General features: G+C 70.4%; 13 protein-coding genes. 10 read left to right on the top strand and 3 right to left on the bottom strand.

The window, feature by feature from the left end:
* Positions 1 to 134: 134 nt before the first annotated feature.
* Positions 135 to 926, top strand: a complete 792-nt coding sequence (locus AC1M14_RS12200; RefSeq protein WP_013394120.1) for a DeoR/GlpR family DNA-binding transcription regulator — start codon at positions 135 to 137, stop codon at positions 924 to 926.
* Between the two features lie 5 nt (positions 927 to 931).
* On the top strand, positions 932 to 2,527 hold the full coding sequence (locus AC1M14_RS12195) for a glycerol-3-phosphate dehydrogenase/oxidase (RefSeq protein ID WP_111824992.1): 1,596 nt from the start codon (positions 932 to 934) through the stop codon (positions 2,525 to 2,527).
* Positions 2,528 to 2,761: 234 nt separating this feature from the next.
* Here the strand turns inward: AC1M14_RS12195 and AC1M14_RS12190 are convergent, their stop codons facing one another.
* From AC1M14_RS12190 to AC1M14_RS12180, 3 genes are all read right to left on the bottom strand, one after another.
* Positions 2,762 to 3,361: an HD-GYP domain-containing protein gene (locus AC1M14_RS12190; protein ID WP_479731682.1), complete on the bottom strand. Its 600-nt coding sequence runs from the start codon at positions 3,359 to 3,361 to the stop codon at positions 2,762 to 2,764.
* Between the two features lie 89 nt (positions 3,362 to 3,450).
* Positions 3,451 to 4,131 carry a type 1 glutamine amidotransferase domain-containing protein gene (locus tag AC1M14_RS12185; protein ID WP_102771421.1) on the bottom strand — a complete coding sequence of 227 codons (681 nt, stop codon included), beginning with the start codon at positions 4,129 to 4,131 and terminating at the stop codon, positions 3,451 to 3,453.
* Complete coding sequence (locus AC1M14_RS12180; RefSeq protein ID WP_102771422.1) at positions 4,128 to 5,180, bottom strand: NADP-dependent oxidoreductase; 1,053 nt, start codon at positions 5,178 to 5,180, stop codon at positions 4,128 to 4,130. The genes AC1M14_RS12185 and AC1M14_RS12180 overlap by 4 nt, the downstream gene beginning before the upstream one ends.
* A 143-nt stretch (positions 5,181 to 5,323) precedes the next feature.
* Here AC1M14_RS12180 and AC1M14_RS12175 point away from each other — a divergent pair, with 143 nt between their 5' ends.
* From AC1M14_RS12175 to AC1M14_RS12140, 8 genes are all read left to right on the top strand, one after another.
* Positions 5,324 to 6,052, top strand: coding sequence for a TetR/AcrR family transcriptional regulator (locus AC1M14_RS12175; RefSeq protein ID WP_168202105.1), 729 nt, complete (start codon positions 5,324 to 5,326; stop codon positions 6,050 to 6,052).
* Positions 6,053 to 6,054: 2 nt separating this feature from the next.
* Positions 6,055 to 7,023, top strand: a complete 969-nt coding sequence (locus AC1M14_RS12170; RefSeq protein ID WP_479731681.1) for an HlyD family secretion protein — start codon at positions 6,055 to 6,057, stop codon at positions 7,021 to 7,023.
* Positions 7,020 to 7,982 (top strand): ABC transporter ATP-binding protein, encoded by a 963-nt coding sequence (locus AC1M14_RS12165; RefSeq protein WP_111824986.1) that lies wholly within the window; start codon positions 7,020 to 7,022, stop codon positions 7,980 to 7,982. The genes AC1M14_RS12170 and AC1M14_RS12165 overlap by 4 nt, the downstream gene beginning before the upstream one ends.
* Positions 7,979 to 9,124: an ABC transporter permease gene (locus AC1M14_RS12160; RefSeq protein ID WP_102776045.1), complete on the top strand. Its 1,146-nt coding sequence runs from the start codon at positions 7,979 to 7,981 to the stop codon at positions 9,122 to 9,124. The genes AC1M14_RS12165 and AC1M14_RS12160 overlap by 4 nt, the downstream gene beginning before the upstream one ends.
* 6 nt (positions 9,125 to 9,130) lie before the next feature.
* Positions 9,131 to 10,612: an efflux transporter outer membrane subunit gene (locus AC1M14_RS12155; RefSeq protein WP_479731680.1), complete on the top strand. Its 1,482-nt coding sequence runs from the start codon at positions 9,131 to 9,133 to the stop codon at positions 10,610 to 10,612.
* A 140-nt stretch (positions 10,613 to 10,752) separates the two neighbouring features.
* Positions 10,753 to 11,469 (top strand): response regulator transcription factor, encoded by a 717-nt coding sequence (locus tag AC1M14_RS12150; RefSeq protein ID WP_479731679.1) that lies wholly within the window; start codon positions 10,753 to 10,755, stop codon positions 11,467 to 11,469.
* 57 nt (positions 11,470 to 11,526) lie between these two features.
* Positions 11,527 to 12,036, top strand: a complete 510-nt coding sequence (locus tag AC1M14_RS12145) for a YbaK/prolyl-tRNA synthetase associated domain-containing protein (RefSeq protein WP_479731678.1) — start codon at positions 11,527 to 11,529, stop codon at positions 12,034 to 12,036.
* A gap of 3 nt (positions 12,037 to 12,039) precedes the next feature.
* Positions 12,040 to 12,825 (top strand): NRDE family protein, encoded by a 786-nt coding sequence (locus AC1M14_RS12140; RefSeq protein ID WP_209166385.1) that lies wholly within the window; start codon positions 12,040 to 12,042, stop codon positions 12,823 to 12,825.
* Positions 12,826 to 12,936: the final 111 nt, after the last annotated feature.

Genomic DNA, 12,936 nt, shown 5'->3' with positions numbered 1-12,936 from the left:
CGCCTGGCGGACGACAGGATGAGCATACTCTTTCAGATAGCTTTCGTTTTTTGTGCGTTTTACTCAAGAAGCGAACAAAAAACAATCTTGCGGTGCGTCATTATTTTTCGCTTTTGTTGTTTTATTATACGAACATGACACTGAATCCCCGCCAGAGCGCCCTGATCGAAATGGTGCGAGCCCAGGGCTCCGCCTCGATCGAAGAGCTCGCCAAACGCTTCGACGTCACGCTGCAGACGGTGCGGCGCGACGTCAATATTCTTTCGGAAGCCGGCCTGCTGTCGCGCTTTCACGGCGGCGTGCGCATCGAGGCCTCCACCATCGAGAACATCGCCTACCGCAAGCGCCAGGGCCTGCACGCCGCCGGCAAGCAGCGCATCGCCGAGGCGGTGGCGCGCGCCGTGCCGGACGGCTGCTCGCTGATCCTGAACATCGGCACCACCACCGAGGCCATCGCCCGCGCGCTGCTGCGCCATCGCGGCCTGCGCGTGATCACCAACAACCTGCACGTGGCCGACATCCTGTCGGACAACCCGGACTGCGAAGTCATCGTGGCCGGCGGCGTGGTGCGTTCGCGCGACCGCGGCATCGTGGGCGAGGCGACCATGGACTTCATCCGCCAGTTCAAGGTGGATATCGGACTGATCGGGATTTCGGGCATCGAGGCCGACGGCACGCTGCGCGACTACGACTTCCGCGAAGTGCGGGTGGCGCGCACCATCATCGAACAGTCGCGCGAAGTCTGGCTGGCCGCCGACAGCAGCAAATTCAAGCGCCAGGCCATGGTGGAGCTGGCGCACATCTCGCAGATAGACCGGTTTTTCACCGACGCGCATCCGCAGGAGCCGCTGGCGCAGGTCCTGCTGGACGCCGGCGTGCGCTGCGACGTCGCCGCGGCGCCCAATACCCTGAAGCAAACACCTTGACATCCATGAACGCTCCCCTCGCCCCCGTCGCCCCGCCCGACCGCAACCGCCTCCTGGCCACGCTGGACAACACGCATTCCTGGGACGTGATCGTCATCGGCGGCGGCGCCACCGGCCTGGGCACCGCGGTGGACGCCGCCTCGCGCGGCTACCGCACGCTGCTGATCGAAGGCGCCGACTTCGCCAAGGGCACCTCCAGCAAGGCCACCAAGCTGGTGCACGGCGGCGTGCGCTACCTGGCGCAAGGCAATGTCAGCCTGGTGCGCGAGGCCCTGCACGAACGCGGGCTGCTCAACCGCAACGCGCCGCACCTGGTGTGGCCGCTGGGCTTCGTCGTGCCCGCCTACAACCTGCTGGACCAGCCCTTCTACGGCGTCGGCCTGAAGATGTACGACATGCTGGCCGGCAAGCTCAACCTGTCGCCCAGCCGCTGGCTGTCGCGCCGCGACACGCTGGCCAACGCACCGACCCTGGCCGAGGCCGTCAATGGCCGCAAGCTGCGCGGCGGCGTGCTGTACTACGACGGCCAGTTCGACGACGCGCGCCTGGCCGTCAGCCTGATGCGCACGCTGTTCGACCTGGGCGGCACGGCGGTGAACTACGTGCGCGCCACCGGCCTGACCATGACCGGCGGCAAGGTCGACGGCGTGACCGCGCAGGACGTCCTGGGCGGAGCCAGCTTCACGCTGCGCGCGCGCTGCGTGATCAACGCCACCGGCGTCTGGGTGGACGCGGTGCGGCGCATGGAAGACAAGAACGCGCAGACCATGGTCGCGCCCAGCCAGGGCGTGCACCTGACCCTGCCGCGCGAATTTCTGCCGGGCGACCGCGCCATCCTGATTCCCAAGACCGACGACGGCCGCGTGCTGTTCGTCGTGCCCTGGAACGGCCACACCATCGTCGGCACCACCGACACGCCGCGCAACGACCTGCCGCTGGACCCGCAGGCCGGCGCGCAGGACGTGGACTTCATCCTCGGCACGGCGGCGCGCTACCTCAGCCGCAAGCCCACGCGCGACGACGTCACCAGCGTCTGGGCCGGCCTGCGTCCGCTGGTCAAGGCCACCGGCGAGGCGTCCACCAAATCCCTGTCGCGCGAGCACACCATCCTGGTGTCCAAGGCCGGCCTGGTCACCGTGACCGGCGGCAAATGGACCACCTACCGCCGCATGGCGCAGGACGTGGTCGACACGGCCATCCAGCACCAGCTGCTGACCCAGGCCAGCTGCCGCACCGAGACCCTGGCGCTGCACGGCGCCGCCGGCCTGGCGCCGTCGCAGGAACACGCCGGCACGCCGGACAGCTACTACGGCAGCGACCTAGCCGCGCTCAAGGCCCTGCCGGGCGCCGAGCGCATGCTGGTCAAGAGCAGCGGCCTGTCCGAGGCGCACGTGCGCTACGCGGCCCGGTACGAACTGGCGCGCAGCGCCGAAGACGTGCTGGCGCGCCGCAACCGCGCGCTGTTCCTGGACAGCGAAGCCGCGATGCTGGCCGCCCCCGAAGTGGCCCGCCTGCTCGCCGAGGAACTGGGCCACGATGCCGCCTGGCAGCAGCGCACGCTGCAGGACCTGGAAACGGTCGCGGCGAATTACCGGTTGTAGGGGGGATGGTGGGATGGTGGGATGCTGTGATGGCGTGACGGCGTGATGGCGTGACGGCGTAGGATGGGTGCAGCGCGAGAGCGCGTGCGCAAAAACTCAACCATCGAACGCGCGTAACCCATCCTACGCATCCGATGCGTCCGACGTATCCGATGCATCCGATGCATTCAACGCATCCGGCACATCCGATACATCCGGCACACCCGACGCATCCAACACGTCCCGCTCCTCCCCTCACGGCACCCGCAACGGGCTGTCCTCGATCATCCGCTCGAACGCCCGCAGCAGATCCGGGTCGCATTTGGCGCCGGCCTCTTGATGCAGGATGCGCATGATTTCCGCGTGCGGGCGCGCGGGATGGTAGGGGCGCACGTCGCCCAGCGCGTCGTAGGAATCGGCCAGCGAAATGATGCGCGCATGCAGCGGGATGTGGTGGCCCGCCAGGCCGGCGGGATAGCCGGAGCCGTCGAAATGTTCGTGGTGGTGGCGCACCGCCAGCGCGATCTGTTCGCGTTGCGGAATGGCGCTGCACAGGATGATGTCGGCGCCGGCCGCGGCATGCGCCTTCATGATCGCCCAGTCTTCCGGGCCGAGGCGGCTGGGCGAGAACAGCACGCGGTCGGGCGTGCCGATCTTGCCCAGGTCATGCAGCCGGGCGGCGATGGCGACGATTTCCTGTTCGTTTTCTGGCAGGCCCAGCGCCTGGGCCAGGGCCGCGCTCAAGGCCGCGACGCGGCCGCTGTGGCGGCCGGTGGCCGGGTCGCGCGCCTGCATGGCGGCAAACAGCGCGGCGACGCAGGAGCCCGGGGGTGTTGCGGGAACTTCGGAAGGCATTGGAACGGAGCGCGCAAGACGGGCTGGCGCCGTGCGCGGATTTCGCAAAAGGCGCGATTCTGACACATGAGCGGCCGCGGCCGCCGCAATCAGTGCTCCAGCCGCTCCAGCAGCATCTGCGCCACGCCCACCGACGAGGCCGGATTCTGGCCGGTGATGAGCAGGCCGTCGCCGACCACGTGCGGCTCCCAGTCCGGACCGCTGGAGTACTGCCCGCCCAGCTTCTTCAGTTCGTCCTCGACCAGGAACGGCACCACTTCGGTCAGTTGCACGGCGGCCTCTTCCGCATTGGAAAAGCCGGTGAGCCGGCGTCCCTGCACCAGCGGCTTGCCATCGGCCGTCTTGGCGTGGCGCAGCACGCCCGGCGCGTGGCATACGGCGGAGACCGGCTTGCCGGCCGCCAGCATGGCCTCGATCAGCGCCACCGACGCGGGGTCTTCGGCCAGGTCCCACAACGGGCCGTGGCCGCCGGGATAGAACACGGCGTCGTAGTCGGCCGCCTGCACCTCGGCCAGCGGGCGGGTCGCGGCCAGCAGGCGCTGGGCATCGGGGTCCTGGCGGAAACGGCGCGTGGCCTCGGTCTGGGCGTCGGGCTCGTCGCTCTTGGGGTCTAGCGGCGGCTGGCCGCCGGCCGGCGAAGCCAGCGCGACCTTGGCGCCGGCGTCCACGAATACGTAGTACGGCGCGGCGAACTCCTCCAGCCAGAAGCCTGTCTTGCGGCCGGTATCGCCCAGGGTGTCATGCGAAGTCAGCACGATCAGAATATTCATGGCGCGCTCCTGTTGTCGTCCGGGCCGACGCGCACGATGCGCTTGCCGGCGTTCTCGCCCCTGAGCAGGCCGATCAGGCCGCGCGGCGCGTTCTCCAGTTCCTCGACCACGTCCTCGCGGTACTTGATGCGGCCGTCGCGCAGCAGGCCTTCCATGGCCTGGCGGAACTCGCCGTAGCGGTGGGCGTATTCGTTGAAGATGATGAAGCCCTGCACCTTCAGGCGCTTGGTGAGGATGACCCGCATCAGCTGGCCCAGGCGGTCGGGCCCGTCGGGCGCGCGGGTGGCGTTGTAGGCCGAGATCAGGCCGCACACCGGCACGCGGGCGCGCGGATTGAGCAAGGGCAGCACGGCGTCGAACACGGCGCCGCCCACGTTCTCGAAATACACGTCGATGCCTTGCGGCACGGCCCGCGCCAGCCGCGCCGGCAGGTCCGGCGTCTTGTGGTCCACGCAGTCGTCGAAGCCCAGCTCCTCGACCACGTAGCGGCATTTGTCCGCGCCGCCGGCGATGCCCACGACCTTGCAGCCGTGGATCTTGGCGATCTGCCCGACCACCGCGCCCACCGCGCCGCTGGCCGCGGCCACCACCACGGTTTCGCCGGCCTTGGGCTGGCCGATGTCGAGCAGCCCCATGTAGCCGGTGAAGCCCGGCATGCCCAGCACGCCCAGCGAGTAGGAAGGATGTTCGGGATCGGGCCCCAGGCGCAGCAGGCCCGCGCCGTCCGACAGCGCGTAGTCCTGCCAGCCGGATTGCGCCAGCACCCAGTCGCCCGGCCGGTAGTCGGGATGGTTGGACGCCTGGACCCGCGTCACCGTGCCGCCCACCATGACTTCGCCGATCTTGACGGGTTCGGCATAGGACGGCGCATCGCTCATGCGCCCGCGCATATAGGGGTCCAGCGACAGATAGACGGTGCGCAGCAGCACCTGGCCCGGGCCGGGCTGCGGCACTTCGCCGGTTTCCAGGCGGAAATCGCCGTCGCCGGGCTCGCCCTGCGGACGAGAGGCCAGCACGATGCGGCGGTTGATGGAGGACGATTGCGGCATGGCGGTCGGATCTCCTGCGTAAAGCCGCCAGCGCGGCGGCATGGGGGTCGTCCCATTACACCATCGTTGTCCGAAGCCCAGAACGGTAACCCTGGCGGCCGCCCCCCTTTTAATTAATTAATAATTTAATTAAGATATCGGCCATGAACTCCGCACCGCCTGCCACGCCCCGCCGCCCCGGCCGTCCGCCGCGCCCCGACAGCGCCGCAATGCGCGCCCGGCTGCTCGACCTCGCCACTCAACGGTTCGCCGCGAGCGGCGTGGCCGCGACCACCATCGCCCACATCGCGCAGCTGGCCGGCGTCACGCCAGCCATGGTGCATTACTACTTCAAAAGCCGCGACCAGCTGATCGACGCCGTGGTGCAGGAACGGCTCGTGCCCGTCATCGCCTATGTCTGGGCGCCGGTGCCGGTAGCCGCCGGCGAGGCGCAGGAGCCGCCCGCGGACCCGGCCGCCACGGTGCGGGCCTTCATCGCCGAGATCGTCGGCCGCGTGGTGCGCAGCGCGGCCGAACGCCCCTGGCTGCCGGCGCTGTGGCTGCACGAAGTGGTCAACGAAGGCGGCCAGCTGCGCGAACGCGTGCTGCGCCACCTGCCCGCCGACCGCCTGCACGCCTTCGCCGCCCTGATCGCCGACTGCCACCGCCAGGGCGCCATCACGCCGGGCGTGGAGCCGCGGCTGGTGTTTCTTTCGCTGCTCGGCCTGACCCTGCTGCCCCTGGCCACGTCCAGCCTGTGGCGGCGCGTGTGGCAGGGCGACCCGCAGGCCCAGGCCCTGGACACCGAAGCGATCGCGGCCCACGCCATCGCCATGCTGACGGGCGGCCTGTTCTCGCCGGCCGCCCCTTCCCAGGCCTCTACAGGATGCTGACCATGCGCATTTCCACCGCCTTGCGCCGCCCCCTGCCCGCCGCCGCGGCGCTGGCCCTGCTGCTGGCCGGCTGCGGCAAAGACGAGCAGCCGTTCTTCCAGGGTTATGCGGAAGGCGAGTACGTCTACGTGGCCTCGTCCGAGCCCGGGCGGCTGGCCGACCTGCCGGTGCGCCGCGGCCAGCAGGTCGCCGCCGGCGCGCCCTTGTTCGCGCTCGAAGCCGGGCGCGAAACCGCCGCGCGCGAGCAGGCCAGCGCCCAGCTGGCCGCGGCCTCGGCCCAGTTGGCCGACACCGCCACCGGCAAGCGCCCGGCCGAAGTCGACGTCACCCGGGCGCAGCTGGCGCAGGCCGAGGCGGCCAGCCAGCGTTCGGCCGCGCAGCTGCGGCGCGACACCGAGCAGCTGCGCATCGGCGGCATCGCGCGCGCGCAGCTGGACGAAAGCCGCGAAAGGGCCCGCGCCGACGCCGCCCGCGTGCGCGAACTCAAGGCCCAGCTGGACGTGGCCACCCTGCCCGGGCGCGAAGAGCAGCGCGCGGCGCAGGCCGCCGACGTGGAAGCGGCCCGCGCGGCCCTGGCGCAGGCGGACTGGACGCTGGCGCAGAAACGCCAGGCCGCGCCCGCCGCCGGGCTGGTGTTCGACACGCTGTACCGCGTGGGCGAATGGGTGCCGGCCGGAAGCCCCGTGGTCAGCCTGCTGCCGCCGGGCAACATCAAGGTGCGCCTGTACGTCCCACAGTCGGCGCTGGGCGGGTTGAAACTGGGCCAGCAGCTCATGGTGCGCTGCGACGGCTGCGGCGACCCCATCCCGGTACGCATCGACTACATCTCGACCCAGGCCGAATACACGCCGCCCGTGATCTACAGCCGCGAAAGCCGCAGCAAGCTGGTCTACATGATCCAGGCCCGGCCCGCGCCCGAGGCCGCTGCGCGGCTGCATCCCGGCCAGCCGCTGGAGGCGGCGCTGCAATGAGCGCGGCGCCCGCCCGGCAAAACGCCGCCCGCCCCTACGTCATCGACGTGCGGGGCCTGAACAAGCGTTTCGGCGACAAGCAGGTGGTCGACGACGTTTCGCTGCAGGTGCGCGAGGGCGAGATCTTCGGCTTCCTGGGTCCCAACGGCAGCGGCAAGACCACCTGTATCCGGCTCATGTGCGGGCTGTTGACGCCGGACTCGGGCAGCGGCACCTGCATGGGCTACGACATCCTGCGCGACAGCGAGCAGATCAAGCGCCACGTCGGCTACATGACGCAGAAGTTCTCGTTCTGGGACGACCTGAGCATCCGCGAGAACCTCGATTTCGTGGCCCGCATGTACGGCATGCCGGCGCGCCGCGAAACCGTGGAACGGGCGCTGGAAAGCCTGGGCCTGCAAAGCCGCGCGCGGCAGCTGACCGGCTCGCTGTCGGGCGGATGGAAGCAGCGGCTGGCGCTGGCCGCCTGCCTGCTGCACGAGCCGCGCCTGCTGCTGCTGGACGAACCCACCGCCGGCGTCGATCCCACGGCGCGGCGCGACTTCTGGGAGCAGCTGCACGAACTCGCCGCGCGCGGTATTTCGGTGCTGGTCAGCACGCACTACATGGACGAGGCCGAACGCTGCCACAAGCTGGCCTACCTGTCCTACGGCCGGCTGCTGACGCAGGGCACGGCCGACGAGGTGATCGCCGAGCAGGGCCTGACCACCTGGGCCATCCGCGGGCACAACCTGGTGCCGCTGGCGCAGCGCCTGCGCGACGCGCCGGGCGTGGACCAGACGGTGGCCTTCGGCTCGGCGCTGCACATCAGCGGCCGCGACGCCGCGCTGCTGGAGCGCACGCTGCGGGACGCCGTCGCCGGCCAGGCGCTTGAACTGGAACGCATCGACACCAGCCTGGAGGACGTCTTCATCTACCTGATGAAGCGTTCCACCGACAACTACGCGAGCCCGCCATGAGTCCACGCCTGCAAGGCTTTTCCTGGTCGCGCTGGTGGAGCATGGTGCTCAAGGAGTTCCTGCAGCTGCGCCGCGACCGCATCACCTTCGGCATGATCGTGGGCATGCCCATCATGCAGCTGGCGCTGTTCGGCTACGCCATCAACACCGATCCCAAGCAGATGCCCACCGCCGTGATCGCCGCCGACCACAGCCCGTTCACGCGCAGCTTCGTGGCGGCGATGAAGGCGTCCGACTACTTCCGCATCACCGAGGAGCTGAAGGACGAGGAAGCCGGGCGCGCCGCGCTGGCCCAGGGCCGCGTGCTGTTCGTGCTGACCATCCCGCCCGACTTCAGCCGCCGCCTGCTGCGCGGCGAACGTCCGGCGCTGCTGATCGAGGCCGACGCCACCGACCCGATGGCGACCGGCCTGGCCATCGGCGCGGCCACCCAGCTGACGCAGGCGGTGGCGGAAAAAGACCTGACCGGCGCGCTGGCGCCGCTGGCCGGCGGCCAGCCGCCCTTCGAGGTGCGCGTGCACCGGCTGTACAACGAGGAGCAGATCTCGCAGTACAACACCGTACCGGGGCTGATGGGCGTGATCCTGACCATGACGCTGGTGATGATGACCGGCCTGGCCATGACGCGCGAACGCGAGCGCGGCACGATGGAGAACCTGCTGGCCATGCCGGTGCGCCCGCTGGAAGTGATGACGGGCAAGATCGTGCCCTACATCGCCATCGGCCTGATCCAGGCCAGCATCATCCTGCTGGCGGCGCGCTTCGTGTTCCACGTGCCGTTCCAGGGTTCGCTCGTCAGCGTCTACCTGGCCTCGCTGCTTTTCATCGCCGCCAACCTGACCGTCGGCATCACGCTGTCGTCGCTGGCGCGCAACCAGCTGCAGGCCATGCAGCTGACCATGTTCTATTTCCTGCCGAACATCCTGCTGTCGGGCTTCATGTTCCCGTTCCAGGGCATGCCGGTCTGGGCGCAATACCTGGGCAACCTGCTGCCGTTGACGCATTTCAACCGGCTGATCCGCGGCATTCTGCTCAAGGGCAACGGCTGGTGGGACCTCTGGCCCAGCATCTGGCCGCTGCTGCTGTTCACCGTGATCGTCATGGCCGCCGCCGTGAAGTTCTACCGCCGCACCCTGGATTGAACCGACATGCTCCGCCGTCCGTCCATGCCCTGTCCTTCCCTTGCCGCGCCGCGGCGCCTGGCCGCGCTCGCGCTGGGCGCGCTGCTCGCGGGCTGTACCGTGGGGCCTGACTTCCAGGCCCCCGCATCCCCGCAGGTCGACGCCTATCTTCCGCCTACGGCCGACGTCACGGCGGCCGACGCGGGCCAGCGGCTGGTGGCCGGCGCCGACATTCCGGCCCAATGGTGGCGCCTGTTCCGTTCCGAGGCGCTGGACGCTCTGGTGCGCCAGGCGCTGGAGGCCAGCCCCACGCTGGCGCAGGCCCGCGCCCGGCTGCGCCAGGCCGGCGAGGAGCTGAACGCCGAGACCGGCGGGCGCCTGCTGCCCTCGGCCGACGCCAACCTGTCGGCCGCGCGCCAGAAGGTGGACCCCTCGGCCTTCGGCGTGCCGGTGGCCGAGCCGCCGGCCCCGTTCACGCTCTACAACGCCTCCATCGACGTGTCCTACACGCTGGACCTGTTCGGCGGCAACCGGCGCGCGCTCGAAGGCCTGGGCGCTCAGGTGGACTATCAGCGCCACGAATTGCAGGCCGCGCGCATGGCGCTGGCCGCCAACGTGGTCACGGCCGCGATCCGCCAGGCCGACCTGGGCGAACGGCTGCAGGCCACGCGCGAACTGCTGGCGGCCCAGTCCCGCCAGCGCGACATCATGCGCCAGCGCCTGGACGCCGGCGGCATATCGCAGGCCGACCTCAGCAATCAGGAGCTGCTGGTGGCGCAGACGCAGGCCACGCTGGCGCCGCTGCAGTACCAGTTGTCGCAGGCCACGCACCAGCTGGCGGCCTACCTGGGCCAGCCGCCCGCCGCCCTGAGCGCGCCGCCCCTGCGGCTCGCCGACCTGACCCTGCCGCCGGACGTGCCCACCGGGGTGCCGTCGGCGCTGGTGCGCCAGCGCCCCGACATCCTGGCCGCCGAAGCGCTGTGGCACCGGGCCTCGGCCGACGTGGGCGTGGCCACCGCCAACCTGTACCCGCAGTTCACGCTGACCGCCAGCTTCGGCTCGCAGCGCACCCGCGCCGGCGACCTGTCCGACGGGGTCAATGTGTGGAACCTGGGACTGGGCCTGGCCCAGCCGCTGTTTCACGGCGGCGAGCTGCGCGCCCGCCAGCGCGCCGCGCAGGCGGCATACGACGCCGCGGCCGCGGGCTATCGCCAGACCGTGCTGGACGGCTTGCGCCAGGTCGCCGACGCCCTGCGCGCGGTGCAGACCGACGGCGCGGCCTTCCAGGCCCAGGACGAGGCCTGGCGGCGCGCCGCCGAGGCCGAGCGCATCGCGCAGGGCCGCTATCGCGCCGGCGGCATCAGCCACCTGAGCCTGCTCGACAGCCAGCGCCAGCTGCTGGAGACGCGCATCGCGCGCAGCGCGGCCGACGCGGCGCGCTACGCCGACACCGCCGCGCTGTTGCAGGCGCTGGGCGGCGGCTGGTGGAACGAGGCGCCCCCGCCCTGAGGGCCGGCGCGCACCACAACGGTGCGGCAAACGCGCTTGGCCGAGAATTCGGGGCTGAAAGTGGCGTTGTGCAAGGTTTAGGAAACCGCAGGGTTCGTTGCATCATGCAGAGGCTTATGCTGCAAAGATAACAACGATTCATGAATGACTTACTCGATTTGATCGTCTTCTCGCCCGATGCCGGTCAATGCAAGCGCCGTAGCGGCGCACTGGCCGGAATGGGCTTCTCGCCCCGCCAGTGCCACGACTCCAACGGCCTGTTCCGCCTGTTCCAGGCCCGCCGCGCGCCTCTGCTGGTGATGGAGGCCGAGCTTTCCGATCTCTGCATGGCGGTGGCGGGCCTGCGCGCCATGGACACCGCCGCCGGCATCGTCGCCATCTCCAGCTTCGACTCCCCCGAAAACCGCATCCTGGGCCTGCATTGCGGCGCGGACGTCTGTTTTCCAGCCTCCGTGGACACGCCGGAAATCGTGGCCGCGCTGCAGGCGCTGGTGCGCCGCGTGCCGGCGGCGGGCCGGCGCAAGCCCGCCGAGTCCGAGCCGCAGCCGTCGGCGCAGGCGCCCGGCGGGGGCAAGTGGCAGTTCCTCGACGCCGCCTGGACCCTGGTCAGCCCGCAGGGCACGCGGCTGTCACTGACCCAGGCCGAACGCGAATTCCTGCTCAAGCTGACCGCCACCGCCGACAAGCGCCTGCCGCGCGCCGATGCGCCCGGGCTGGAGGCCCAGGGCGGACGCGAATCCATGCGCCGCACCGACGTGGTCGTGAGCCGGCTGCGGCGCAAGGCCCAGGACGTGAACGTGGAACTGCCGATCCGCACCGTCTGGGGATGGGGCTACGCCTTCACCGGCGACATCTAGCCTCCCATCCCGCGCGGCGTATCATGCGGTCCAGGATCCTCTTTCGCCCACGCCGCCATGGAAGTCTTTGAACGCCTGCAGGCCCTGCTGGCCAGCCACCAGGCCCGCTACCGCCTGATCGAACACCCCGCCGCCGGCCGCTCGGTCGAAGTGGCCGCCATCCGCGGCACCGCCGTCAGCCAGGGCGCCAAGGCGCTGGTCTGCCGCGTGAAGCTGTCGTCGAACCAGCGCAGGAACGTGCTGGCCGTTTTTCCGGCCGACCGCCAGGCCGACCTCGCCGCCATCGCCCGCGCCGCCGGCGGCAAGAAGGCCTCGCTCGCCTCGCAGGACCTGGCGCGCGAGCTGACCGGCTGCGAGATCGGCGCCATCCCGCCCTTCAGCTTCAATCCCGAGCTGCACCTGCTGGTCGATCCCAGCCTGCGCCACCGGCATGAGGAAATCGTGTTCAACGCCGGCCGCCTGGACGCCTCCATCCTGCTGAACACGGAAGACTACTTCCGGCTGGCCGCGCCCGAAGAGGCGCCGCTGGTCAAGGCCGCCCCCGAACTTCCCGCCAACCAGGTCTGAACCATGTGTCTCGCCGTACTGGCCCTGCGCACGCTGCCGGGCATTCCCGTCCTGATCGCCGCCAACCGCGATGAATTCCACGAACGGCCCACCCTGCCCGCCGCGCAATGGCCCGACGCGCCCGACATCTACGCGGGGCGCGATGGCCGGGCCGGCGGCACCTGGATGGGCGTGAGCGCCCGCGGCCGCTATGCGCTGGTGACCAATTTCCGCGAACCCGGCCATTTCCGCGACCCGGCGCCGTCGCGCGGCGCGCTGGTCGAAGACTATCTGCGCGGCGCCGAACCGCCCGCGGCCTACCTGGCCCGCGTGCACCGGGGGGACCAGGCCTACAACGGCTTCAATCTGATCGTGGGCGACGCGCGCTCGGCCTGGTATCTGAGCAACCGCGACGGCGGCCCGCGCGAGCTCGCCCCCGGCATCTATGCCCTGTCCAACCATCTGCTGGACACGCCCTGGCCCAAGCTCGCGCGCACCAAGGCGGCGTTCGGCGCGGTGCTGCGCAGCGGCCCACAGCCCGACCTGCCCGCGCTCATGGCCGCCCTGGCCGACCGCCAGCCCGCCGACGACGCCGACCTGCCCGCCACCGGCCTGCCGCTGGAGCGCGAAAGACTGCTGAGCAGCCCCTTCATCGTCAGCCCCAACTACGGCACCCGCAGCTCCAGCGTGCTGGCGCTGCGCGAGGACGGGGCCGGACAGCTCGACGAAAGGCGCTTCGCCCCGGACGGCTCGGTCAGCGGCGAAAGCCGGCTGACATTTTCCTGGCAGCCGGCCGACACCATCGCTTGAGTTCCCGGACGCCTTGCGCGAACTCCGCGCGCCGGCCAAGGTCGAACCTGTTGCCGCCCCGCGTGGCGCGGCGGCGATTGCAGCCGGCTCCGAGGCCGGCGATCCTATCGA

It is taken from the genome of Achromobacter sp. SX5 (assembly GCF_056711425.1).
The sequence above is the reverse complement of the archived record's forward strand: the minus strand, read 5'-3'. Positions and strand labels throughout refer to the sequence as shown.